This is a genomic window from Jannaschia marina (genome assembly GCF_013404595.1).
In the GTDB taxonomy this organism is placed as follows: domain Bacteria; phylum Pseudomonadota; class Alphaproteobacteria; order Rhodobacterales; family Rhodobacteraceae; genus Jannaschia; species Jannaschia marina.
This window is the reverse complement of record NZ_JABVAX010000001.1, coordinates 313,519-337,293: the sequence shown is the minus strand read 5'-3', so window position 1 is coordinate 337,293 and position 23,775 is coordinate 313,519. Positions and strand designations below refer to the sequence as shown.

At 66.1% G+C, this 23,775-nt stretch carries 21 protein-coding genes; 13 read left to right on the top strand and 8 right to left on the bottom strand.

The genetic code is table 11. The annotated features are described in order from the left end of the window. Nucleotides 1-46: 46 nt before the first annotated feature. From mutM to gyrB, 8 genes are all read left to right on the top strand, one after another. Nucleotides 47-895, top strand: coding sequence for a bifunctional DNA-formamidopyrimidine glycosylase/DNA-(apurinic or apyrimidinic site) lyase (mutM, locus tag HSX43_RS01745; protein ID WP_179378358.1), 849 nt, complete (start codon nt 47-49; stop codon nt 893-895). 60 nt (nt 896-955) lie between these two features. Further along, complete coding sequence (locus HSX43_RS01740) at nt 956-1,732, top strand: enoyl-CoA hydratase (protein WP_179378357.1); 777 nt, start codon at nt 956-958, stop codon at nt 1,730-1,732. Between the two features lie 158 nt (nt 1,733-1,890). After that, entirely contained in the window at nt 1,891-2,157 is a 267-nt protein-coding gene (gene rpsT / locus HSX43_RS01735; RefSeq protein WP_179378356.1) for a 30S ribosomal protein S20, read from the top strand. Between the two features lie 335 nt (nt 2,158-2,492). Next, nucleotides 2,493-2,852, top strand: a complete 360-nt coding sequence (locus tag HSX43_RS01730) for a rhodanese-like domain-containing protein (protein WP_328794939.1) — start codon at nt 2,493-2,495, stop codon at nt 2,850-2,852. Between the two features lie 32 nt (nt 2,853-2,884). Beyond that, entirely contained in the window at nt 2,885-4,228 is a 1,344-nt protein-coding gene (gene dnaA, locus HSX43_RS01725) for a chromosomal replication initiator protein DnaA (protein WP_179378354.1), read from the top strand. Between the two features lie 90 nt (nt 4,229-4,318). Further along, nucleotides 4,319-5,437 (top strand): DNA polymerase III subunit beta, encoded by a 1,119-nt coding sequence (gene dnaN / locus HSX43_RS01720; RefSeq protein ID WP_179378353.1) that lies wholly within the window; start codon nt 4,319-4,321, stop codon nt 5,435-5,437. Between the two features lies 1 nt (nt 5,438). Next, nucleotides 5,439-6,533: a DNA replication/repair protein RecF gene (gene recF / locus HSX43_RS01715; protein WP_179378352.1), complete on the top strand. Its 1,095-nt coding sequence runs from the start codon at nt 5,439-5,441 to the stop codon at nt 6,531-6,533. A gap of 160 nt (nt 6,534-6,693) precedes the next feature. After that, nucleotides 6,694-9,108: a DNA topoisomerase (ATP-hydrolyzing) subunit B gene (gyrB, locus tag HSX43_RS01710; RefSeq protein ID WP_179378351.1), complete on the top strand. Its 2,415-nt coding sequence runs from the start codon at nt 6,694-6,696 to the stop codon at nt 9,106-9,108. A 19-nt stretch (nt 9,109-9,127) separates the two neighbouring features. Here gyrB and HSX43_RS19765 read toward each other — a convergent pair whose 3' ends face one another. The 3 genes from HSX43_RS19765 to HSX43_RS01700 all read right to left on the bottom strand — a co-directional run bounded on the left by HSX43_RS19765 (nt 9,128) and on the right by HSX43_RS01700 (nt 11,354). Continuing rightward, the gene (locus tag HSX43_RS19765) at nt 9,128-9,256 is read right to left on the bottom strand and encodes a hypothetical protein (RefSeq protein ID WP_268884013.1); all 129 of its coding nucleotides are present in this window, start codon (nt 9,254-9,256) and stop codon (nt 9,128-9,130) included. 193 nt (nt 9,257-9,449) lie between these two features. Beyond that, nucleotides 9,450-10,280, bottom strand: a complete 831-nt coding sequence (locus HSX43_RS01705; protein WP_179378350.1) for a DNA polymerase Y subunit UmuC family protein — start codon at nt 10,278-10,280, stop codon at nt 9,450-9,452. A 57-nt stretch (nt 10,281-10,337) separates the two neighbouring features. Further along, on the bottom strand, nt 10,338-11,354 hold the full coding sequence (locus HSX43_RS01700; RefSeq protein ID WP_179378349.1) for a zinc ABC transporter substrate-binding protein: 1,017 nt from the start codon (nt 11,352-11,354) through the stop codon (nt 10,338-10,340). Between the two features lie 61 nt (nt 11,355-11,415). Here HSX43_RS01700 and HSX43_RS01695 point away from each other — a divergent pair, with 61 nt between their 5' ends. The 4 genes from HSX43_RS01695 (at nt 11,416) to HSX43_RS01680 (ending at nt 15,647) form a co-directional block, all read left to right on the top strand. Next, nucleotides 11,416-11,892 carry a helix-turn-helix domain-containing protein gene (locus tag HSX43_RS01695; RefSeq protein ID WP_179378348.1) on the top strand — a complete coding sequence of 159 codons (477 nt, stop codon included), beginning with the start codon at nt 11,416-11,418 and terminating at the stop codon, nt 11,890-11,892. Continuing rightward, nucleotides 11,889-12,629 (top strand): metal ABC transporter ATP-binding protein, encoded by a 741-nt coding sequence (locus HSX43_RS01690; RefSeq protein ID WP_179378347.1) that lies wholly within the window; start codon nt 11,889-11,891, stop codon nt 12,627-12,629. Before HSX43_RS01695 ends, HSX43_RS01690 begins: the two co-directional genes overlap by 4 nt. Next, complete coding sequence (locus HSX43_RS01685; RefSeq protein WP_179378346.1) at nt 12,629-13,420, top strand: metal ABC transporter permease; 792 nt, start codon at nt 12,629-12,631, stop codon at nt 13,418-13,420. Before HSX43_RS01690 ends, HSX43_RS01685 begins: the two co-directional genes overlap by 1 nt. Before the next feature lie 721 nt (nt 13,421-14,141). Beyond that, entirely contained in the window at nt 14,142-15,647 is a 1,506-nt protein-coding gene (locus HSX43_RS01680; RefSeq protein ID WP_235962444.1) for a glucan biosynthesis protein, read from the top strand. A 43-nt stretch (nt 15,648-15,690) separates the two neighbouring features. On the opposite strand, the gene HSX43_RS01675 is transcribed toward HSX43_RS01680, so the two are convergent. Genes HSX43_RS01675 through HSX43_RS01655 form a run of 5 tightly spaced genes read right to left on the bottom strand, consistent with a single transcriptional unit; the run spans nt 15,691 to nt 21,348 of the window. Further along, nucleotides 15,691-17,280, bottom strand: coding sequence for a hypothetical protein (locus HSX43_RS01675; protein WP_179378344.1), 1,590 nt, complete (start codon nt 17,278-17,280; stop codon nt 15,691-15,693). A 10-nt stretch (nt 17,281-17,290) separates the two neighbouring features. Continuing rightward, on the bottom strand, nt 17,291-18,055 hold the full coding sequence (locus HSX43_RS01670) for an SDR family oxidoreductase (RefSeq protein WP_179378343.1): 765 nt from the start codon (nt 18,053-18,055) through the stop codon (nt 17,291-17,293). Then, nucleotides 18,052-19,374 (bottom strand): FAD-binding oxidoreductase, encoded by a 1,323-nt coding sequence (locus HSX43_RS01665; RefSeq protein ID WP_179378342.1) that lies wholly within the window; start codon nt 19,372-19,374, stop codon nt 18,052-18,054. Before HSX43_RS01665 ends, HSX43_RS01670 begins: the two co-directional genes overlap by 4 nt. Then, nucleotides 19,371-19,790: a GtrA family protein gene (locus HSX43_RS01660; RefSeq protein WP_179378341.1), complete on the bottom strand. Its 420-nt coding sequence runs from the start codon at nt 19,788-19,790 to the stop codon at nt 19,371-19,373. Before HSX43_RS01660 ends, HSX43_RS01665 begins: the two co-directional genes overlap by 4 nt. A 10-nt stretch (nt 19,791-19,800) precedes the next feature. Next, entirely contained in the window at nt 19,801-21,348 is a 1,548-nt protein-coding gene (locus tag HSX43_RS01655) for a UbiA family prenyltransferase (RefSeq protein WP_179378340.1), read from the bottom strand. Nucleotides 21,349-21,844: 496 nt separating this feature from the next. Between HSX43_RS01655 and HSX43_RS01650 the strand changes: the two genes are divergently transcribed. After that, the gene (locus tag HSX43_RS01650) at nt 21,845-23,686 is read left to right on the top strand and encodes an AsmA family protein (protein WP_179378339.1); all 1,842 of its coding nucleotides are present in this window, start codon (nt 21,845-21,847) and stop codon (nt 23,684-23,686) included. The last annotated feature ends 89 nt before the right edge of the window (nt 23,687-23,775 follow it).

The following is a 23,775-nucleotide window of genomic DNA, read 5'->3' as shown; positions in this document are numbered from 1 at the left end:
ACCTGATGTATAGGGCGTGCGCGCCTGCCTGCAATGAAGGTCGAAGATGCCCGAACTCCCCGAAGTCGAGACCGTTCGTCGCGGCCTTGCCCCCGCGCTCGAGGGCGCGCGGCTGACGCGCGTGGAGGTGCGCCGCCCCGATCTGCGCTGGCCCTTCCCGGCGCGGATGGCCGAGCGGCTGACGGGTGCGCGGATCGAGGCGCTCGGCCGGCGGTCGAAGTACGTGCTTCTGCGGCTCGATACGGGCGAGACGCTGATCGTGCATCTGGGCATGTCGGGCCGGATGGTGGTGGACGATCTGCAACTCGGGACGTTCCATCGCAGCGCCGGCTGGCTGCCGCAGCACGACCACGTCGTCCTGCACACGGCGACGCATCGTGTCACCTTCAACGACGCCCGCCGCTTCGGTGCGATGGATCTCGTGCAGACCGCCGCGCTGGAGGCGCATCCGCTGATCGCGAAGCTGGGGCCCGAGCCGCTCGGCAACCACTTCCACGCGGCGCATCTGACGGCTGCGTTCCGGGGACGGCGAACGCCGGTGAAGGCCGCGCTCCTCGATCAGCGGATCGTGGCGGGGCTCGGAAACATCTACGTCAACGAGGCGCTGCACCGCGCGGGCATCGCACCGACACGGCAGGCGGGTCGAATCGCCGCACCGCGGATCGCGCGACTCGTCCCGATCATCCGCGACGTGCTGCAGGAGGCGATCGACGCGGGCGGCTCGAGCCTGCGCGACCACCGGCAGGCGGACGGCAATCTGGGCTATTTTCAACACAGCTTCCGGGTCTACGATCGCGCCGGCGCGCCCTGCCCCACCGAGGGCTGCGCGGGCGAAATCCGGAGGATCGTGCAATCTGGGCGATCAACTTTCCATTGCCCCTATTGCCAGAGGTGACTTGCAACGCATGCTCGCAGGAGGCAGGCCTGAGGGTCGGTAAACCTGCGGAGCGAGCCAATGGGCTATGAGACACTCAACGTCGACGTCAGCAATCACGTGGCGGTCATCAAGCTGGACCGGCCGGAGGCGCTCAACGCGCTGAACTCCACGCTGCTCGGCGATCTGGCCAAGGCGCTGAAAGCGGCGCAGGACAACGAGAAGGTGCGGTGCATCGTCCTGACCGGATCGGAGAAGGCCTTCGCGGCCGGGGCCGACATCTCCGAGATGAGCGAGAAGAGTTTCATCGACGTCTTCATGGGCGATCTCTTCGGGCCGGAGATCGACGCCTTCCTGCGCATCCGCAAGCCGATCATCGCCGCCGTCTCGGGCTACGCGCTCGGCGGGGGCTGCGAATTGGCGATGATGTGCGATTTCATCATCGCCGCCGACACCGCGAAGTTCGGCCAGCCCGAGATCAACCTCGGCGTGGTCGCGGGAATCGGCGGGACTCAGCGGCTTACGCGTGCGGTGGGCAAGGCGAAGTCGATGGACATGCACCTGACGGGGCGGTTCATGGACGCGGCCGAGGCCGAGAGGTCGGGTCTGGTCAGCCGTGTCGTGCCCGCCAAGAAGCTGATGGAGGAGGCGCTCTCGGCCGCGGGCAAGATCGCCGAGAAGTCGATGGTGACGGCCACGGCGGTGAAGGAGGCGGTGAACCGAAGCCAGGAAGTGGGGCTGAGCGAAGGGCTGCTCTTCGAGCGCCGCCTCTTCAACGCGCTCTTCGCGACCGAGGATCAGAGCGAGGGAATGAAGGCCTTCGTCGAGAAGCGCGAGCCGCAGTTCCGCGACAAGTGAGGCAAGGGGCGCGTGCTTGACGCGCCCGCCTCGCCCGCGTAAGGCGGCGCAATCATGCGTGTGAGGCCCGCTTGGCCGGAGTTGAGCCCCGACGAATCGACGTCGGCGCGGTCCTCGGACGCAGCCCTGACACGTTGTGAACCGATAGGACCGAAAACATGGCCAATTCGCCCCAAGCCAAGAAGCGCGCCCGCCAGAACGAGCGCCGTTTCGCCGTCAACAAAGCCCGCCGCTCCCGCATCCGCACGTTCCTGCGCAAAGTCGAGGAGGCCATCGCCTCGGGCGACCAGACCGCCGCCGCCGCCGCCGTGAAGGAGGCCCAGCCGGAGTTGATGCGCGGTGTGTCGAAGGGTGTCTTCCACAAGAACACCGCCGCGCGGAAGATGTCGCGCCTGACCGCCCGCGTTAAGGCGATGCAGGCCTGAGACGGCACCACCGGCCGCGCCACACGGGAGCGAGAATCCGCGACTGCAAAATTTGCCGGCCACAGGTCAAGAGATTCGAAAGCCCGCCGATCGGCGGGCTTTTTTCGTATATGTTACAGCCCCTTGATGATGACGTGACAGATTCTTGTCACCCCCGGCGGGAGTCAAGGAAGAAGAGTCATTGAAGCCTCGGGCACGGGGCGGGTATCCACGGGTTAGCGAGTCAGATCGCTAACATGGGGACATCGATGGCGACGGATCACACTCCGCATATTCCCGAGGTGGGGCCTCGGGACGCGTGGGATATATTGTCAGATGATAAGGGATCCGTCCTCGTGGACGTCCGCACCAGTGCCGAATGGACATTCGTGGGCTGGTCGGACCTGTCGGCCTTGGGGAAGGAGACCGTTCAGCACGAATGGAAATCCTGGCCCGACATGTCTCCGAACCCGGCGTTCGCCGGAGCATTGCTGGACGAGATCGGGGAACTGCCGTCCCGTATCCTGTTCATGTGTCGCTCCGGCGCGCGGTCGATGCACGCGGCGCAGGCCGTGGCCGAGGCCCTCTCTGTCAGGGGGGTCGAGGTTCCGTGCATCAATGTGGCCGAAGGGTTCGAAGGCGATCTGGATGAAAACTCGCACAGGGGGGGCCTCAACGGTTGGAAGGCCCGGGGGTTGGCGTGGCGTCAGTCCTGAACGTAACGAGAAAAGGGCGAGTGGGGCCAAAAATGACGAACGATGCTTGGACTTCCGCGAAGGGCGGGATCCGCAACGATATTGGGGCGCATAACTATACGACGTGGATCGAGCCGCTGTCGTTTCGCAGTCTCGACAACGGGACGCTGTCGCTGGAGTCGCCGACCGACTTCATCGGCAAGTGGGTGATGCAGAACTTCGAGGACGCGATCCTGCGCAACGTGGCCCGCGGTGGCCACGAGGTCACGCGGCTGACCTGCGGAACCGGGGCCGGAGCGGTTCGCGTCGCCCCGAGCCGGAGGACGCCCGACGAGGCTGCGCCGCGTAGCCGCGCCCGTCAGGAGAACGCGCTCGACAAGCGGTTCACCTTCGACGGCTTCATCGTCGGCAAGTCGAACGAGCTGGCCCATGCCGCCGCGCGCCGCGTCGCGACCGGGGGGCCCGTCAGCTTCAACCCGCTGTTCCTTCACGGGCGTGTAGGCCTCGGCAAGACGCACCTGATGCAGGCGATCGCCTGGGAATTGCAGGAGAGCCAGCCCGAGAAGCGGGTGATGTACCTCTCGGCCGAGCAGTTCATGTACCGCTTCGTGCAGGCGCTGCGCGAGAAGAACACGATGGATTTCAAGCAGCTCTTCCGCACCGTCGACGTGCTCCTGGTTGATGATGTGCAGTTCATTGCCGGCAAGGAGAGCACGCAGGAGGAGTTCTTCCACACGTTCAACGCGCTCGTGGATCAGGGCAAGCAGGTCGTCATCTCCGCCGATCGCAGCCCGGCCGAGATCTCCGACCTGGAAGAGCGGATCACCTCGCGCCTGCAGCAGGGCCTCGTGGTGGATCTGCACCCCGCCGACTACGAGTTGCGCCTCGGCGTCTTGCAGCACCGGGTCGACAGCTTCGCCGCGCAGCATCCCTCCTTCGAGATCGAGGACGGTGTGCTCGAGTTTCTGGCGAGCCGGATCACCGCCTCGATCCGCGTGCTGGAGGGGGCCGTCATGCGGCTTTTCGCCTATGCCGATCTCGTCAAACAGAGCGTGACGCTCGAACAGGCGCAGGATGTGCTGGGCGACCTGCTCCGCGCGTCGGAGCGCAAACTGACGATCGACGACATCATGAAGGCCACCTGCGAGCACTACGCGCTGCGCATGTCCGACATGACCTCCGCGCGCCGATCGCGCACGGTGGCCCGCCCGCGGCAGATGGCGATGTACCTCGCCAAGAAGCTGACGCCGCGTTCCTACCCGGAGATCGGGCGCAAGTTCGGCGGCCGCGATCACACCACGGTGCTCTATGCGGTCCGCAAGATCGAGGAGCTGATGGCCTCGGACGATCAGCTGGCAGAGGACGCGCAGCTTCTCCAGCGCAAGCTCGAGGGCTGAGGTGCCACACCTGCCGCCCGGCACGCGTGCCCCGTTGCACCTGCGCCGGGCGGCGCTATTCTGCCGCTCCGACAAACGAGGTCCGAGCCCATGAAATTCTCCATCGAGCGCGCCGCCCTTCTCGACGCCGTGAGCCAGGCGCAGGCCGTCGTCGAACGCCGGAACACCATTCCGATCCTGGCGAACGTGCTGATGGAGGCCGGCGAGGACGGGGTGAGCTTCAAGGCCACGGATCTCGATATCGAGGTCATCGACAAGACCACGGCACAGGTAGAGCGCCCCGGCGGCACGACCGTCTCGGCTGTTCTCTTCCACGAGATCGTGCGCAAGCTGCCCGACGGCGCGCTCGTCCAGGTTTCCGAGGATCAGGCCGCGGGTCGGCTCGAGGTGACGGCGGGGCGGTCTCATTTCTCTCTCGCCACGCTCGCCAAGGAAGACTTCCCGGTCATGGCGTCCTCGGACTACGACGCCAACTTCAGCTGCAACGCGGGTGTGCTGCGCCGGCTCTTCGACAAGACGCGCTTCGCGATCTCGACCGAGGAGACGCGCTATTACCTCAACGGCGTCTACATGCACGTTGCAGAGGCCGAGGGCGGACGGATGTTCCGTGCGGTCGCGACCGACGGGCACCGGTTGGCGCGCGTCGATGCGGAGCTGCCCGGCGGGGCCGAGGAGATGCCGGGCGTGATCGTGCCGCGCAAGACGGTCGACCAGGTGCGCAAGCTGCTGTCGGACGACGACGCCGAGATTGCTGTCTCGGTGTCGGAAACGAAGATCCGCTTTGCCACCCCGCAGATCACGCTGACGTCGAAGGTGATCGACGGCACATTCCCCGACTACGCCCGCGTCATCCCGACCGGCAACACGCGGGAATTGAAGGTCGACGCCAAGGATTTCGCCAAGGCCGTCGACCGTGTGGCGACCGTGTCGTCCGAACGCTCGCGCGCCGTGAAGCTGACGCTCGACGAGGATCGACTGACGCTTGCGGTGAATGCGCCGGATTCGGGGAACGCCGAGGAAGAGATCGCCGTGGCCTACGGCGACGACAAGCTGGAGATCGGTTTCAACGCCAAGTACCTGCAGGAGATCGCCGCACAGGTCGACCTGGAGATGGCGACGTTCCTCTTCAACAACGCCGGCGACCCCGCGCTGATGCGCGAGGGCGACGATCAATCGGCGATCTATGTCGTCATGCCGATGCGTGTCTGACATGACCGGGGGCCGCGTCGCGACGCTGGCCCTGTCGCACTTCCGCTCGCACCGCCGAACGCGGCTCACCTTCGATGGCCGGCCAGTTGCCGTGCACGGCCCGAACGGGGCGGGCAAGACCAACCTGCTGGAGGCCGTATCGCTGCTGTCGCCCGGGCGCGGGATGCGCCGGGCGCAGGCGGAGGAGATCATCCGCCGGCCCGAGGCGATCGGGTGGCGCATCGCCGCCGAGGTCGCGGGGCGGGAGGTCGAACTGCGTGCCGAGCCAGGGCAGCCCCGCACCACACGCATCGACGGCAAGGCCGCGCCGCAGGTCGGGCTGGCCCGGCTCGCGCGGGTGCTCTGGCTCGTGCCGGCGATGGACCGGCTGTGGCTGGAAGGGGCGGAGGGGCGGCGGCGCTTTCTCGACCGGATGACGCTGAGCTTTCTGCCCGATCACGCCGAGGGGGTCCTGGCCTACGAAAAGGCGATGCGCGACCGGAACCGCCTCCTGAAGGACGGGGTGCGGGACGGGCGGTGGTACGACGCCCTGGAAGTGCAGATGGCGCGCCACGGGGCGGGCATCGAGGCCCGTCGACGCGACGCGCTTGAGCGGCTGACGGCGGCGCAGACGAAGGATGGCCCCTTCCCGGCGGCTGACCTCGCCTTGATCGGACCGGAGGAGGAGGTGCCCGAGACCGAGGCCGCGCTTCTCGAGGCCTTCGGTCGCTCGCGCCCCCGCGACATGGCCGCCGGGCGCACGCTGGTCGGGCCTCATCGCGCCGATCTGGCCGGGCGTTACGCGGCGAAGGATATCGAGGCACGGCTCTGCTCCACCGGGGAGCAGAAGGCGCTTTTGATCTCGCTCATCCTCGCGAATGCGCGGGCCCTGCGCGCGGAGACGGGGCAGGCTCCGATCCTGCTGCTCGACGAAGTGGCGGCGCATCTCGACGCGGATCGCCGCGCGGCACTCTACGAGGAATTGCTCACGCTCGGCGGTCAGGCGTTCCTGACCGGGACGGGGCCGGAACTCTTCGCCGAGTTCGGGCCTGACGCGCATCACCTTTCCGTCACGGAGACGGGCGGCGAAAGTACTGTCGCAGAGGTCTCGACCTGACGGGATCGCAGCGCCGAAATCCCGTTTTTCGAGACGCGTCTTCGGGGTCCGGCACGGGTTCTCTTTCATGGCGTATGGACCCACCAAATCTTGTGTCTCGACCGTGACAATCCCGGCCCGGATGGATATATCTTGGGCAACGAAACGGGATGAAAACCACATGGCAGACCAAGAGCAGCCCTCGCAGGACTATGGTGCGGATTCTATCAAGGTTCTCAAAGGCCTGGAGGCTGTCCGCAAGCGGCCCGGAATGTACATCGGCGACACCGACGACGGCTCGGGACTGCACCACATGGTCTACGAAGTCGTGGACAACGGCATCGACGAGGCGCTGGCCGGTCACGCAACGCAGGTGACGGTCAGGATCCACGCGGATTCGAGCGTGTCGGTCAGGGACAACGGGCGCGGCATCCCGGTCGGCATCCACGAGGAAGAGGGCGTCTCGGCGGCCGAGGTCATCATGACCCAGCTGCACGCGGGCGGGAAGTTCGACCAGAATTCCTACAAGGTGTCCGGCGGCCTGCACGGCGTCGGCGTCTCCGTCGTGAACGCGCTGTCGGACTGGCTGGAGTTGCGCATCTGGCGCGACGGGAAAGAGCATATCGCCCGCTTCGAGCGCGGCGATACCGTGAAGCACCTCGAGGTGGTTGGCGACACTCAGGAAACTGGGACGGAGGTGCGCTTCATGGCGTCCACCGACACGTTCTCGAACCTCGAATACAGCTTCAAGACGCTGGAGACGCGCCTGCGGGAGCTGGCTTTCCTGAACTCCGGCGTGCGCATACTCGTCGAAGACGAGCGCCCGGCGGAGTCCCTGCGCTCGGAGCTCTTCTACGAAGGCGGCGTGCGGGAGTTCGTGAAGTACCTCGACCGCTCCAAGACGGCCGTGATGGAGGAGCCCATCTTCATGGAAGGGGAGCGCGACGGCATCGGCGTCGAGGTCGCGATGTGGTGGAACGACAGCTACAACGAAATGGTGCTGCCCTTCACGAACAACATCCCACAGCGCGACGGGGGCACACACCTCGCCGGCCTGCGCGGCGCGCTGACGCGGACGATCAATCTCTACGCGCAATCCTCGGGGATCGCGCGCAAGGAAAAGGTCAACTTCTCGGGTGACGATGCGCGCGAGGGCCTGACCTGCGTGCTGTCGGTCAAGGTGCCGGATCCGAAGTTTTCCAGCCAGACGAAGGATAAGCTCGTCTCGTCGGAAGTCCGCCCGGCAGTCGAGAACCTCGTGAACGAAAAGCTGGCGGAGTGGTTCGAGGAAAACCCGAACGAGGCTAAGCAGATCGTGGGCAAGATCATCGAGGCCGCCCTCGCCCGCGAGGCGGCGCGCAAGGCCCGTGAGCTGACGCGGCGCAAGACGGCGATGGACGTGGCCTCCCTGCCCGGCAAGCTGGCCGACTGTCAGGAGAAGGACCCGTCGAAGGCGGAGCTCTTCCTCGTGGAGGGAGACTCGGCCGGCGGCTCGGCCAAGCAGGGGCGCGCGCGGGGTAATCAGGCGGTGTTGCCGCTGCGGGGCAAGATCCTGAACGTGGAACGGGCGCGATTCGACCGGATGCTGTCGAGCCAGGAGATCGGCACGCTCATCACGGCGATGGGCACCGGCATCGGGCGCGACGAATTCAATATCGACAAGCTGCGCTACCACAAGATCGTCATCATGACCGATGCGGACGTGGACGGCGCGCATATCCGCACGCTGCTCCTGACGTTCTTCTATCGCCAGATGCCCGAGATCATCGAGCAGGGGCATCTCTACATCGCCCAGCCGCCGCTCTTCAAAGTGGGGCGCGGACGGTCGGAGGTCTATCTGAAGGACCAGACGGCGCTGGAGGACTACCTCATCCAGCAGGGGACGGAGGGTGCGACACTGCTCCTGCCCACGGGCGAGGAGATCGCGGGACGCGACCTCGACCGGGTGATCCAGGGCGCGCGCAACTTCAAGCGCATCCTCGATGCCTTCCCGACGCACTATCCGCGCCACATCCTGGAACAGGCCGCGCTGGCCGGCGCCTTCGAGGCCGGTCAGGCGGACAGCAACCTGCAGGGCGTGGCCGATGCGGTGGCCGCGCGGCTGGATCAGGTCGCCGTCGAATACGAGCGCGGCTGGCAGGGCCGGATCACGCAGGACCATGGCATCCGGCTTGCGCGTGTGTTGCGCGGGGTCGAGGAAGTGCGGACGCTCGACGGCGCGGTGCTGCGCTCAGGCGAGGCGCGCAAGCTGGCGCAGGTGTCGGCTGAGACGCGCGACGTCTATCGCGACCCTGCGAAACTCATGCGCAAGGATCGGGAGAACATCGTCCATGGTCCGACCGACCTGCTGGAGGCGGTGCTGGCGGAAGGCGAGAAGGGTCTGACGCTCCAGCGCTACAAGGGCCTCGGCGAGATGAACCCCGATCAGCTCTGGGAGACGACGCTGGACCCGGAGGCGCGCACGCTCCTGCAGGTCAAGGTGGAGGACATTGCGGAAGCCGACGACGTTTTCACCAAGCTGATGGGCGATGTGGTGGAGCCGCGGCGGGAGTTCATCCAGGACAACGCCCTGTCGGTGGAAAATCTCGACTTCTGATCGCGGGTCCGATCTCGCGTCAGCCGACCGTGCGACGGAAAAGACGGGCAATTGTCGTGTCGGGCATCCAGGCCAGGACGACGAAACGAAGGATGGCGGTCAACACGCCGAGGGATCCGGCGAGGACGAGCGACTCGAGAACAGTCATTTCAAACCTCTTACAAACTTTCGCCATATTTGACCTTTCTAAGCGGCGAAATTGCGGCGCGATTACTGCCCGATCCGGCACTGATCCTGCGGCTGCGACGCAGCTTGTCCGGTCCGCGGAGACAATACGCACGGATCGACCGGAGCGACCGGCGAACCTATGCCGGGATCTGCCTTGATTTCGCCCGATCGGGTCAGCTTATGACGCCGACCGGGGTCGCGTATCGGGCGGGCCGGTCACACCACGAGAATTCGACCGGCAGACCGCACGGCAACGGTCGCAGCGCGGCCCTGTCACCGGACCGCTGCAGAGCGCCGAACAGCCTGGCGCGTGGCATAGAGACGAGGCCGCCCCCGCCCGGACCGCCCGGGGCTCGGAGAGACAGAGGACGGCCCGCATCGCGCTTCGCGTGGTGAAGGCCCGGCCCGCCGGACTTCGGCCGCTCCGGCACGCCACCGATCATGGCGTCGATGCGATGAAACGCGATGCCCAACGCCTGACCCACCGATCCGACGCGGGCAGGCACCTCGTGCCGTTGCAGCAGCATCAGATCTCCGATGCATCGGAGACCGAGCCCGTGCAGGCCGTCGGTCGCCGCCGCCTCCAACCGGAGCACCGCGAGCGGCAGCATCGCCACGCGCACCCGCAGCGCCGAGGGGCCGCAGACCTCGCATGGTTCGCCATGGCGGGCGAGCGCCCGCGCCGCCTCAGGGTTCGGCGCGGCAGCCGCGCGGACGGTTTGGCCAAGCATACTCAGCCCCGTGACGATCCGCCGAAGCGTCTTTGCCATCTCATCGCGGGATGCGTCAGCCGTCCGGATGACGAAGATGAGGCCGTCGAGACCATCGACCGCGGCCGAGACGCCCCACTGCCGCATCCGGCGCGCGAGCCTCACGAGGACGCAATGCGGTGTCTGCCCGGCAGGAATGCCGAGGCGCGGAAACCAGATCGAACCGACCCAGCGGGTCTTCGTCGGGCACACCATATCCTGTTGCCCCCACGAAACCGGCTGCAATCGAATCACTTTGTTCTTTTTATGTTCCTATCCGTTACGGGTTTTGTCGAGTCGTGCCGTCGCGGTTCAGCCGCCGAGACACTCCTCCAGCGACAGGGAGATCCGGTCGAGCAACAGCGGGTAGAGCGTTGCCCCCGGCGTCAGCGCCGCTCCGAGCGGATCGAGAACGCCGGATCGCGCCTCCGTGCCTTCGGTCAGCGTCTGGACGAGGTCATCGGGAAACTGCGGCTCCGAAAAGACGCATATGGCGCGCGAGGCGACCACCTCCTCCCGGAGTTCGGAAATCTGGGCCGCTGTCGCCGGTGCGGCCTCGCTGACGGTGATCGAACCAAGCACGGAGACGTCGAAGCGTCGCTCGAAGGCGGAATAGGCATCGTGGAGAGTAACGAAACCGACATCCCGCACGGGTGCGAGCCGCGTCTGCACGTCCGCCTGGATCCGATCGAGCTCCGCGTGTCCCGCTTCCGCATTGGCTCTGTAGATGACCGCATTGTCGGGGTCGTGACGCGACAGAACCTCCGCGATATGCGTCAGCCAGATCTTCCCGGTCTGCGGGTCGAGCCACGCGTGCGGGTCGACGTCGCCGTGATCGTGGCCATGGTGGTCGTGCCCATCGGCGGCGTCCTCGTGCTCCTCGTCGTGATGCGGCTCGTCCCCGTGATGCTCATCATGCGCATCCCCGTGGTCGTCGTCGTGGGTATCCGCCCCGTGCGCATGCTCTTCATTATGGTCGTCGTGATCCTTGGCACCCTCCGGCGAAAGGGCCACCCCCGCATCCTCCAGCAATTCGACCGACACGGCGTCTTCCGCGAGAGAGCCGATGCCGCGCTCGAGCCAGGGCGTCAGATCCCCGCTAACCCAGAAGATGATCTCGGCATCGGCCAGCATTCGCGCCTCGGAGGGACGCATGGAATGGCCGTGGGGCGTCACGTTCGTCGGCAGCAGAAGGCTCGGCTCCGCGACACCTTCCATGACCCGCGCGACCATCGAATGGACCGGCCCGATGTCGGCCACCACGTTCGGAACCTCCGCCGCCGCAGGCACGGCAAGAACGGACAGGAAGGGAACGAGACGGCGGATCATGGGGGGCACTCCGGTTGGGCCCCGGCTTGATATGAGCTATGTTATAACATATCAACCCTCCATGAACCCCGTCGGATTTGAAAAACACGACCATGCGGATTGCATCGACACGGCTCTGGCCGCGATCGAGGAACAATGCGCCAAGGCGGGGCTGCAGCTCACGCCGATCCGCAAGCGCGTCCTGTCGATCCTGCTGGAGCAGCATCGCGCGATGGGGGCCTACGAGATCCTCGACGTGCTGCGGGCGCAGGGTCTGAAAGCACAGCCGCCCATGGCCTACCGCGCGCTCGACTTCCTCGTCAGGGCCGGCTTCGCGCATCGGGTGGAGCGGCTCAACGCCTTCGTCGCCTGCACGGCCCCGGGCGAGGCCCATGCGCCGGTTCTGCTGATCTGTCGCGGATGCGCCGCCGTCGCGGAGAGCCGCGCCGACACTTCCGCCGCCCTGGGCCGCGCCGCAGCCGACGCCGGCTTCGCCGTGGAACGCTCCGTTCTGGAGGCGGAAGGCCTTTGCCCCCATTGCCAGGATCCGGCCGCATGAGCCGCATCCTTTTGCAGGCCGACCGCCTCGACATGCGCCACGGGGCCACGCCGGTCCTCTCGGACGTAAGCCTTGCGATCCGCAGCGGAGAGATCGTGACCATCGTCGGTCCCAACGGGTCGGGCAAGTCGACCCTTCTGCGCGCCCTCGTCGGGGCCCTGCCCCCGGCTGGCGGCAGGATCGAGCGCGCACCGGGCCTGCGCATCGGCTATGTCCCGCAGACGCTGGTGGTGGACCCGCATCTGCCGATGACGGTGGCGCGCTTCCTGAATTTGCCACATCGCGTCGACGCGGCCCGCGCCGACGCCGCGCTCACCCGCGCCGGCATGGCCCCGCACGCGCAGTCGCAGCTGGGCACCCTTTCGGGCGGGCAACGCCAGCGAGTGCTGCTGGCCCGGGCGCTGCTCTCCGATCCCGAGATCCTGATCCTCGACGAGCCGACGCAGGGCCTCGACCAGCCCGGCTCCGCCGCCTTCTACCGCCAGATCGAGGCAATCCGGGGCGAAACGGGCTGCGCCGTCCTGATGGTCAGTCACGAGTTGCACGTCGTCATGTCGGCCTCGGATCGCGTGATCTGCCTGAACGGCCACGTCTGCTGCGAGGGGCATCCCGAACAGGTCGCCTCGGCCCCGGAATATCGCGCTCTCTTCGGAACCGGCACCGGCGGAGCGCTGGCTCTCTACCGGCACGAGCACGCGCACCATCACCACGATCACGACCATGAGGCCGCCGAGTAGTGTTTTTTGACGGGTTCCTGCTGCGCGCGGGTCTGGCGGGCATCGGTGTTGCCCTTGCGGCGGGGCCACTCGGCTGCTTCGTGGTCTGGCGGCGGATGGCTTACTTCTCCGATGCGACGGCCCATGCCTCGATTCTCGGCGTGGCGATGGCACTGGCCTTCGACGTTCCGATCTTTGCCGGTGCCTTGCTCATCGCCCTCGGCGCGGCCTTCGCCGTCTCCGCGCTGAGCGACCGCGGTGCCTCGAGCGACACGATCCTCGGCGTCGTGGCCCATTCGGCCCTGGCCTTCGGGCTGGTCGCGGTGTCGCTCCTGCCGACCGTCCGTATCGACCTGATGGGCTATCTCTTCGGGGACATCCTCGCGGTCACGCGGACGGACGTGGCTTTGGTCTGGGGCGGTGCCGTGCTCGTGCTCGCGCTTCTTGCATGGCGATGGTCGGCGCTCCTGCTGGCGACGCTGTCGCCGGACCTCGCCCGCGCGTCCGGCGTCTCTCCCGACCGGGAGCAACTGGTCCTGACCGTGACGCTCGCGATCGTCGTGGCCTGCGGGATCAAAGTCGTAGGGGCCCTCCTCGTGGGCGCGCTTCTGCTGATCCCGGTCTCGACGATGCGTCCCTTCTGTCGGACGCCGGAACGCCTCGGCGCGCTCGCGGCGGGTCTCGGCGGCCTCGGGTCGGCCGTCGGTCTCTGGTCGTCCTACGTGCTCGACGTGCCTGCCGGTCCGTCGATCGTCTGCGTTCTGAGCCTCGGGTTCCTCGCATCCCGCGTCGTCGTGCTCGTCCGGCCGTGACAGCGACCGGGAAATGGAGTTGCTGCTCCAGTCCTGAAGTCGAGATGGCACGGAGAGGCAAACGATCGGGATTTGCAGACCGGTTTCGGCGAGCCCTTCGATGAAGAAAATTCCGCGAAAGGTCGGAAACGCAGACTTCGAAAGATACTGTGAGACACCCGGACAAATTTCCGGTTCTGCCCCGCACCCTTTCGGTCTTCAGCCCTTTCACTCGCCCCATTTCTCGAGATGAACGGAAAATATTCGAGTAAATTAGAATCTGCGCTGGAGATCTTTTACATAAGATCATCATTGCCAAATGTGCATCAGATATTCGCCCGTTCGACACTGAGTTTCTTTCCCCCGCAATCGTTCGGTCATCGGCAAAATGGCTCGACGACCGGCCCTGCCCTGAGCCGCCGAACCCGCGACATCGGGGCTGCTCCAGCTCCCGAATACAAAGCAAATCGAAGCTGGGGGCCGCCCGGCTCCCGGTGCGCAGGTCGCGCGCCGACGCGTTCGGCGAAGTCGTGCCTGTTGCGGCGCGGCAAATTGCTGGCTCCCCTGCGGACACCTATACACAGGCAAAATACTCGATCTGACGAAGCCTGGGGGACCCGATATGCTGTCGAACGACCAACCGTTCCGCAAAAGGTCTCCGGGCCACGATCCGGAAGGACGGGCGGGGCACCCGCAGCCGTCGCGCCGGGATGTTCTTCTGAGATCGGCCGCATTTCTGGCATTGGGCGCGTGGGGAGCGGCCCCCCGCACGGCACATGCGGATGAAGCCGTCACTTTCGAAGACCTGATCGAAAAGGCGCGCCTCGCGGCCACGAGGCCCTTTCAACCGATCACCATCCCCGCGCCCCGAATGATCGAGAACGTGGACTACAGCGCGCATTGGCAGATCCAGTTTCGGGAAGATGCCACGATCTATGTCGGCCCGAATAAATCTCCGGTACAGTTCTTTCACCCGGGGCGCTATTTCCCCGAACCGGTCCGGATCCACGTGCGCGACGAAACCAATTCCGCGCATGAGGTGGCGTTCAGCCGCGATTTCTTCTCGATCCCGCAGGACAACCCGGCGCTCGATCTGCCGGAGGGGTTCGGTTTTGCCGGCTTCCGCGTGATGCGGCCTGGCCTCGAACCGGACTGGATCTCGTTTCTGGGGGCCTCCTATTTCCGGACGGACGGGCCCGAAGCCCAGTACGGGCTGTCAACACGCGGCATCGCGATCAATACCGGGCTCAACCTGCCGGAGGAATTCCCCCGCTTCACCGCGTTCTGGCTTGGGCCGCCGGAGACGCAGGACGAAGAGCTGTCGATCTGGGCCGAACTCGACGGCCCGTCGATCACCGGAGCCTATCGCTTCGGGGTGGCCCGCAACGCGGCCCATGGCGGTCATCTCACGCGCGTTTCGGCGCATCTCTTCCTGCGCGAGGATGTGGAGCGCCTCGGCGTCGCACCGCTCACGAGCATGTACTGGTACTCCGAACGCGACCGCGCCGGTGGCGCGGACTGGCGGCCGGAGATCCATGACAGCGACGGGCTGGCCCTGGCCGCGGGGAGCGGTGAGCGGCTGTGGCGGCCGCTGAGCAACCCCGACAGCGTCACGACCTCGAGCTTTCTGGACACGGACCCGGTGGGGTTCGGATTGATCCAGCGGGACCGAGACTTCGCGAACTATCAGGACGACGGCGTCTTCTACAATCGCCGGCCATCGGCCTGGGTCAAGCCGAACGGCGACTGGGGTTCCGGGCGCGTGCAACTCGTGCTGATCCCGACGGAGGACGAAACCTTCGACAACGTGGTCGCCTATTGGGTGCCGGACAGCCCGACAAAGAAGGGCGACGCCCTTCGCTTCGACTACGATATCGAGTGGCGAGCGCGGGATCCGCTGCCGGAAAACGTCGCCTGGGTCGTGGCGACACGGCAGGGTCAGGGCGGCGTTCCCGGCGATCCGCTGCCCGACGGTGTCGGCAAGATGGTCATCGACTTCGAGGGCCCCTCTCTGACGGGCCTCGACCGCGACAGCGGGGTTCTCCCGGTCGTGGACGCGGTGAACGGCGAAATTCTGGAACCCATCGACGCGTATCCCGTCGTCGGGACAGACCTTTGGCGGCTCACCTTCGATTTCGCGCCGACCGGTTCGGGGCCGGTCAGCTTGCGGGCTTATCTCAAGCTTCGGGATCGGGCCCTGACCGAAACCTGGCTGACGGATGCCTGGGTCGGCCGGGAACACGGCTAGAACGCCCGCCCCCGGCACCCGGTCTCGCGCTATCCTGCCAGGGCTAACTGCTTTGCGGCCCGGACGGCGGCCCGTTCGGTGCCTTCGAGGGGTCGCGCTCGAAGACGGACCAGAAGTCACTCGTTTTCGTCAGAACGAAGTGCTGCCGGAGGTAAGGGCCATAGAGCTCTTTCATCTTGTCCGTGGTGCCCTTGGCGACGGGGTGTCGGGGGACCATGACGACATCGACGCCGCCCAGCATCTCTTCGGCCGGCGGATGAACCTCCATGTCGAAGTTCCGGTTGTCGTGCATCCAGGCATTCCCGCCCTCCTGTGGCGGCAAGCCTGCGAGCGACGCGAAGGGGCTGACGAAGTCCATGACCAGAACGCGCGAGTCGGGCCGGTCGAGCCCGTCGAGCAGGGCCGCACCCTTTTCCAGACTGCGCCCGTAGTTGCGGTAGAACTCGAACTGACCCTTGTCGAGAATGTTGACGACCCGTATCCCCCCGCCGTTCGGCGTGTCGAGGGCCATGCCCGTCCGGGCGAGAGACACGCCGGCATGAACGCCGATCGCGGCCGCCGACGACAGGGCGATCGGCGACAGCAGGACCATGACCGCGAAGGGCGCGCCGCGCCGCACGGTTTGCATCGCGGCGGAAGACCCGGTCTCGCGCGGGCGCGCGAGGATCTCGGCCGCCACCGCGGCCCCGGTCAACATGCTGACAATTCCGATGATCTGGAAATTCTGGTTGAGGAGCGCGAAACCGGCGGCCCCGCAGAACCCGTAGAACAGGAAATCGGTGATGCGCGGCCTGTACCACAGCGCCATTCCCGCGATCAGAGCGAAGGCGACATATTCGCCGGAGACCCGAAGGAAGGACCTGACGTAGATGTAGGATTCGATCACGCCGCTGACCTTCGTCGCCTCGACCAGATCGCCGACATATGCCCGCGATCCCCCCCAGAAGATCTCCACCAAGAGCCCGATGACGCCGCAGAGGACGATCGCACCGAACGCCCAACGGCGCTGCTCCGGTTGAAGCAGGACGAGGATCAGAAACCCGACCGCCACCACGCCGTAGGTCATCTTGGTATAGGCGAGCAGCATCGTCAGCACCGCGGCCGACACCGCATCGAACCAGCCCTGCCGGCGACCAGGGTGCAGGGGCCGAAGGTGCATGACCAGCAGGATGCCCAGAAGAACCCAGCCGATCCGGTTGTAGAACATCGCGAAGGAGATCTTCGACGGGATCTCGCCGGTGTTCATCGGAGTGGCCAGCAGCAGCATCAGGAAGACGGCGAGCGGCACGCCGATCACCGGCCGCAGCCTCGATTGCAAGACGTGGATCATGATCGGCGCGGTCAGCAGCATCAGAGCGGCCATGCCGACCGGCATCGCCATGCCGAGGTCTCCGGTCAGGACGTATCCCAAACCGGGGAGGTAGAAGTTCAAGGGGCCGAGCGCGGTGTGGAAATCCTGGTTCGGGATCTGGCCCTGAACCACCCGATAGGCTCCGTCGAGGAAGATCAGCAGATCGTTGAAATACATCGAGGTCGCGGTCACGCCCGGCAGAACCAGCAGGGCGGCGCAGACTACCGTCGTTCCGAGGGTGGCCCATGCGACGGGCGAGAGATGGTCGATTACTCTGCTCACACCGGGCACCTCAGAGCTTGAGCTTCTTGAAGACGGTTTCCGGGATAGCCCGGATGATGGACATGATCGGCCACCAGGCCCGGAGGACGTAGATGACGTCCGCGCGCCGTGACTGAAGCGCCGCGATCCGCGCGGCGACGGCCTGCGGCGTGGCGGTCAGGGGGCCGACCAGATCCATCCCCGCGGTCATCTTCGTGCGAACGAAGCCCGGCTTGACCGTAACCACCCTGACATCCGTTGCCGACAGCCGGTTCCGCAGACCCGAGAGATAGGCGGTCAGCCCGGCCTTCCCGGACCCGTAGACGTAGTTGGAGGCCCGCCCGCGGTCGCCGGCGACCGAACTCACGCCGACGATCAGGCCCCTCCCCCGATCGGCGAAGCGCCGGGCCAGCATCTCCAACAGAAGGGCGGGCCCCTCGAAATTGGTCCGCATCACCCGCGCCGCATAGTGGGGATCGTCCTGCGCGCGCTCCTGATCGCCCAGCATCCCGACGACGCAGACGACGGTGTCCGGCAAGGTGTCGAGCCCGTCGAGAAAGGCACCGAAGGTATCGGTCTCCAGAATGTCGAGATGATGCACCGCGACACGGGCCGCCTCGACCCGCGTCCGGATATCGGCCGCATCGCGCCCGGCCGCTTCGATGTCGCGCGCGGCGAGCGCGATGGTCCAGCCCATCTCCGCGTAGGCAGCCGCCACCGCCCGCCCCATGTCAGAGGTACCGCCGATCACCAGAAGGCTCCTGGCGTTGTTGGTTCGTGGCGTCGTTTCCGTCATAGTCCCAGCCTCTCCGAGAGTTTCGAGGCCATCCGGCCGGTAACCCCGAGGTCGCCGCGCAGCCGCCGGAACCGATCGAGGTGCGGGTAGCCGGCGGCGAATGTCTCCGCCGACTGGGTGGCATCCTTGGCCAGATACATTCGGCCGCCCGCCTCCACGACGAGGGCGTCGATCTCGCTCAGGAGCGGGAGCAGCTTTTCGCTGAACGGCATGTCGAGCGCGAGCGTCAGACCTTCCATCGGAAAAGACATCAGCCCGGAGGCAGGGGCCAGCCGTTTGAGCACGGCCAGGAACGACCCAACGCCCTTTTCGGAGATCCGGTCGAGGACTTCGGCCAGGACAGCTTCCGCCTTGGCGGGGGGGATCACGCATTGGTGCTGCACGAACCCGCGTCGCCCGTAGATCCTGTTCCAGTGGGCGACCCCGTCCAGAGGGAAGAAGAAACTGTCCCATGGAACGATCGTCACGCAATCGGCCTTGCGGGCTCCCGTCCGGTAGTAGACCTCGTTGAAGGCCCGCACGCTCCACGCGTTCAGCATCCAGCCGGGCATGTCCGTCGGCACGCCGATCCGGCCGGTCCGGGGCGTCGGAAAGAGGGCATCGCTCTCGACCTGCTCCGGCGTCGCATGTTCTCCCTCGAGGATGAGGGACCGGCCCAGCGACGGCCCGCGGGCCAGAACGTCGATCCATGCCACCGTGTAGGATGCCGTATCGGTCCGGTTCAGAAGACGCACAGCCTCGCTCAGGTTGCCGGCGACCCGGGTCGTCTGGCGGATCCACCCCGTCTCGACCCGCTTCAGCCGGAAGGCCGCCGAGAGGATCGTGCCGGTCAGGCCCATCCCACCGATCGTCGCGGCAAACAGATCGGCGTTCTCGTCCCGGCTGCACCGCACCACCCGCTCGTCCGGGAGCGCCAGCATCAGCCATTCGACATGGTCTCCGAAAGTGCCGTCGACATGCTGGTTCTTGCCGTGCACATCCGACGCGATCATGCCGCCGACACTGACGAACCGCGTGCCCGGCACCGCACGGGGGAAAAAGCCGCGGGGCAGGAAGACCGAGATGATGTCGGCGAGGGAGACCCCCGCCTCCGCCGTCAGGATCCCGGTTTCGGGATCGAAGGCGAGCATCCGATCGAGTGCCGTGGCATCGAGCGTATTGTCGCGCCCGACCGCCGCGTCGCCATAGGCGCGGCCGAACCCCCGGGCGACCAACCCCGGCAGCCGCGCCGTCGCCTCGGCGGCAGCGTCTGTGTCGAACGCCGCCCCGAGCGGCCCCGACAGACGGGGATATCGGCCCCAACCGCTCAGATCCTTCAAACCGTGCTCTCCCTGAAGACATGTCGCCGATCGAGCCAGAACTTCAGGACGTAGCCGATGCTCAGGCCGATGACGGCCCCGAGATACTTCGCGAAATCGGTCTGCCAGACGGCGTGGAAGCCGAGCTCGAAGGCCCAGAAGATGAGGGTCGTCAGAACGCTGAAGAGACCCGACATCGTGATCCGTTGCGCCTCGCCGTAGGCCGTCGTGTAGCGCTCGCGAAACGTCCAGATCTTGTCGACGACGTATTTGATGAGGAACCCGATGATCGTACCGACGACGATCGAGACCATCAGATGCGCATCCGGCGCGGCGGTCACCGTCGCTTCCTGAGCGAGAAGGTTCGCGATCACCGAGACGATCGCGCTCACGGCATAGCGCACGATAGGATGGCTCTCTGACAGGGCTTTCAACATGTCAGTCCCGTCAGATCGCCGCGACGAAGACAGCAAGCATCGCCAGACCGCTCAGACGGCTCATCGGATCCTTGATCGCGAAGACCACCGGGTCGTCCTGCATCTGCCGGCGCTGCGCCAGAATGAGCGCCCGGCCAATCCAGTAGGTCAGGACGGGACAGGCAAAGAGCAGAAACTCCGGGTTGCTGTAGAGCCGGGTCACCGAGTTGCCGGAGACATAAAGGGCGAGGACGGTCACGGCATTGAACCCGGCCGCGGCGGAGAGCGCGGCGATCATGCTGCGGTCTATGTGTTCGTAGTCGCGGTTCTTCGGGGCGTCGCGGTCCGCATCCTCGCACGCGGTCAGCTCGACGAACCGCTTCATGAGCGCCAGCGACACGAAGATGGAGAGCGCGAAGACGACCAGCCAGGACGACAGCGTGACGTTGATGGCGATGCTGCCGCCGAGGAGCCGGATCGTGTAGAGGCCCGCGAGCGTCAGCACATCGACGAGCAGGATTTCCTTGAGGAAGAAGGAATATGCGGTCGATATGGCGAAATAGGTGGCCACCACGACCGCGAAGACCGGAGATAGCGAAACCGCCAGTATCGCGGCCAATGTCAGAAGCGCCGGCACCGCCAGGACGGCATGGGCAAGGGGGATGTCCCCGCGCGCCAGCGGACGGTTCTTCTTGGTCCGGTGCGCGCGATCTTCCTGCAGATCGACGAGGTCGTTGAGAATGTAGGATGCCGACGCCGCGAGACAGAACGTAAGGGCCGCCATCGTGGTGAGCAGGAGGTTCTCGAAACTCAGTGCGTGGGCCGCGACCATCGGGACGAAGACGAGCGCGTTCTTGGCGTATTGGTGAACCCGCAACTGGCGCGCCCAGTCCCGCGGTGTCGTGCGCGTATGCTCGATGAAATGCGCATGCGGCGCGATCTTTCGCAGTTTCGAAGCCACCTGACGGCTCGTCCGGACGGCGATGGGCTGGCGGGCGTGCTCCCAGACGGGCAGATCCGCCGAAGCGTTGCCGATATAGTCGAATCCCTTGCTGCCGAATTCCTCGACGAGACGCTCCGCCTTGGCGACCCCCGACAGGTTGGTCGAGGATGTCGTGGCGAAGTATCCCTTGAAGATCCCCAGATGGTCGGCGACGGCCTTGACCACGTCCTCGTGGGACCCAGAGGCCAGATAGACCGATCGCCCGGACAGATGCGCCATGCGGATCATCGACAGGATCGACGTATCGTAAGGCAGCGTTTCGGGTGCGCAGTCCGCACCGGCGCAGAGGAATTCCTTGAGCGCCGCCTTGCCCTGCCGCAGTGACCGCAGCAGTCCGACGAGGGCACCCGGATTGCGGCCGAGCCGCCGAAAGGTCGTCTCGAGCAGCAGATCGGAGCGCAGCAAGGTGCCGTCGAGATCGACCACCAGCGGCAGGTCGTCCGCGTTTTCGAGGACGGGCAAGGCGGCACGGGCGGTCGGCTCGTGCAGATCCTGACGCACGGTGCCCCCCTGATCCTCTTTCGAGGTCGGCAGATCGGGGCCCGAGACGCCATCGGCATGGGACTTGAAGGACATACGCCATCCCTCTGGTTGTTGCGGGTGCAACCGAAACACTCATACCTCGGCACCCGATACGACGGTGCCACACTGACGCTCCGCCCGGCCTTGGGTCGCAGGCCCGGATCATTTTGCGGGATCCGGTCACAACCGAGAGCAGAGCAGATGCGCAGTTAACGTGGTTGCAAATTTCCGGAGGTTGCAAATCCGTCCCGGGGGCATCTTCGCCTTCGGCAGGGATGCGCCCAATTCGAGAGAGCATCGGCGAGAGAAGGCCGGGAAACCGGTCGAAGAACCGCCGAGCCGGATCGAACGGATTGCCTCAACCGCATCCCGAAACCTATCTAGAGCCGTGTGTATGCCGGAATCGTTGCCCGAAGCCCGTGGGGCTTGTTGACGGTGCCGGAGCGTGTGTCGGACGGATGAGGTCCGTCTATCCTTTACGGGCTCACGCGCCACCGGGTTGAGAACGGGACGTGCCGCCCGAGCTTTGTCGACGGTCGAGAGGAGCGTGATGAGAAACAGCATCCGGCAATGGCCCATGCCTTCGGGCCGATGGGGCGTGGCGGCTCTTGCCGCTCTCTCGCTCTGTGCCGCGTCGCTGTTCCTCTTCACCCAGCTTGATCTGGAGGACGACATCCGCGACAGCGTCAACGCGGAGCTCGCGCGCCTCTCGGGCAACGGGCTCACCCTGGACCAGCGATCCTCGATCGCAATGCGCCCGTCTCTCCGTGTCGATATCCCAGAGCCGATCTTCTCGGCCCCCGGAGACGGCGAAGCCGCCCCCGCCCTCACGGCGCAACGGATCGAAGCGGCCCTGCGTATCGCCCCATCTGCTCCGGGCGGCCTGGAGGTCGCACGCCTCTATCTGCACCGGCCGCAGATCACCGTGGCCGATGACGGCCTCCCGCTGCTCGGCTGGTCCGAGATGCGTGGGAAAGCAGCAGACGATCAGGGCGACGCACCCGCGCAAGTCGTGCTGACCGAGGGGACGGTGGACTTTGTTGGCGAAAGCAGGCTCTCCGACCTGAACCTGACCGTCGAGCGTCAGGCGGCCTCCGACGCGGTATCGCTCGACGGCGATTTCGTCTCGGATGGCCGGCGCGCCTTTTTCGACTTCCGGGTCGACGATCCAGAGAGGCTTTTCACCGAAACCGGCAGCGCGGGCAGGCTTGCGGTAAGGTTCGACATGCCGGTCTTCGAGGATGACTCCGATCCATCGGGCGCGACGGCAGACGACGGCTTGCTCCCCGACCTGCGGCAGATCGTCGGCTCCTTCGGTCTCTTCGCGACCGGACCGCTGGTGATCGAGGGGCAGTTTTCGGTGACACCCCGGGCAATCAAACTGTCGAACGCGACCTTTACGAAAGGCGGGTACACCTTCGACGGACATCTCGACCTGAACACGACGACCGAGATGCCGATCCTTCCGACATTGCAGACCCTCCAGGTTTCGGCGGACAGCGCCATCTCGGACATGGCGCGCGAGATTGGCGCGAGCGAATGGTCGGCCGTGCCGATAACGACGGAATGGCTCGAGGGCATCGACATGAGCCTCGCGCTTGAGGGCGAGGATCTCGCCCTGGGCGGCGCGGTCTTGGAGACGGCCACGCTGTCCATGGCGTCGCATGATGGAGGGCTGACGCTCGACATCGCGGCGGAGAGCCGCACACTCGGCAAAGTCGAGGCCAGAACGGCCCTCGACCGCACGGGCGTGGTCGAGGTGTCCGCCCGGGCATCCGACATCTCGGTCGACGGGCTGATGCATCCGATCTCCCGCCGGATGCGCAAGCACGCGATCGGCACCCCGCAACTCCCCGAAGGAACACTCGATGCCGAGCTCGATCTCGCCGGTCAGGGCCGGACGCTGGGCGAGCTGTCCCAAACTATCGCCGGTTCGATCACGGCGTCCGTGCAGGACGGCAGCCTGACGGGGGCGGATGTGACGGCGACACTGGAAACGCTCGCCAACGGCCGCCAGTTCATGACCCAGGAGAAAGGCCCGCTCATCCCCGCAGCCGGGCGAACGCGCTTCGAGCGTATCAGCGGCCTCGTCGGCATCGAGGAAGGGATCGCGCGCATCTCGACGCTCAGCATCGCCGGCGACCGCCTCGAGATCGACATGCTGGGCGAGGTCGGCCTGAAGAACGGGATCCTGTCCGTCGTCGGAAATGCCCAGTTGTTCGCGGCACGGGAGGCGGAGCAGGACCAGGTCGCCCGGCATGTCGATTTGCCTTTCGGGATCGGAGGCACGCTCTTTGCGCCCATGATCGCGGCGGGCGTCCCGCAGATCGAGGCGGCGCTGACCGATACCGCGCCGTCCGCCATCGCACCGACAGACACTACCGGGAGATAGGTCAAGCGCCCGAAACGCGATGGCGTTGGCCCGTGGACCGGGCCGCCGGACAAGGCGCGCGAACCGAGACACGATGCGCAGCGACGCCC

What these genes read in the sequence shown, in the direction of transcription:
- rpsT (WP_179378356.1), top strand. Translation starts at nt 1,891, where the DNA reads ATGGCCAATTCGCCCCAAGCCAAGAAGCGCGCCCGCCAGAACGAGCGC.
- HSX43_RS01690 (WP_179378347.1), top strand. Translation starts at nt 11,889, where the DNA reads ATGAGCCGCATCCTTTTGCAGGCCGACCGCCTCGACATGCGCCACGGG.
- dnaN (WP_179378353.1), top strand. Translation starts at nt 4,319, where the DNA reads ATGAAATTCTCCATCGAGCGCGCCGCCCTTCTCGACGCCGTGAGCCAG.
- recF (WP_179378352.1), top strand. Translation starts at nt 5,439, where the DNA reads ATGACCGGGGGCCGCGTCGCGACGCTGGCCCTGTCGCACTTCCGCTCG.
- HSX43_RS19765 (WP_268884013.1), bottom strand. Translation starts at nt 9,256, where the DNA reads ATGACTGTTCTCGAGTCGCTCGTCCTCGCCGGATCCCTCGGCGTGTTG.
- dnaA (WP_179378354.1), top strand. Translation starts at nt 2,885, where the DNA reads ATGACGAACGATGCTTGGACTTCCGCGAAGGGCGGGATCCGCAACGAT.
- HSX43_RS01700 (WP_179378349.1), bottom strand. Translation starts at nt 11,354, where the DNA reads ATGATCCGCCGTCTCGTTCCCTTCCTGTCCGTTCTTGCCGTGCCTGCG.
- mutM (WP_179378358.1), top strand. Translation starts at nt 47, where the DNA reads ATGCCCGAACTCCCCGAAGTCGAGACCGTTCGTCGCGGCCTTGCCCCC.
- HSX43_RS01670 (WP_179378343.1), bottom strand. Translation starts at nt 18,055, where the DNA reads ATGACGGAAACGACGCCACGAACCAACAACGCCAGGAGCCTTCTGGTG.
- HSX43_RS01660 (WP_179378341.1), bottom strand. Translation starts at nt 19,790, where the DNA reads ATGTTGAAAGCCCTGTCAGAGAGCCATCCTATCGTGCGCTATGCCGTG.
- HSX43_RS01655 (WP_179378340.1), bottom strand. Translation starts at nt 21,348, where the DNA reads ATGTCCTTCAAGTCCCATGCCGATGGCGTCTCGGGCCCCGATCTGCCG.
- HSX43_RS01695 (WP_179378348.1), top strand. Translation starts at nt 11,416, where the DNA reads ATGAACCCCGTCGGATTTGAAAAACACGACCATGCGGATTGCATCGAC.
- HSX43_RS01740 (WP_179378357.1), top strand. Translation starts at nt 956, where the DNA reads ATGGGCTATGAGACACTCAACGTCGACGTCAGCAATCACGTGGCGGTC.
- HSX43_RS01650 (WP_179378339.1), top strand. Translation starts at nt 21,845, where the DNA reads ATGAGAAACAGCATCCGGCAATGGCCCATGCCTTCGGGCCGATGGGGC.
- gyrB (WP_179378351.1), top strand. Translation starts at nt 6,694, where the DNA reads ATGGCAGACCAAGAGCAGCCCTCGCAGGACTATGGTGCGGATTCTATC.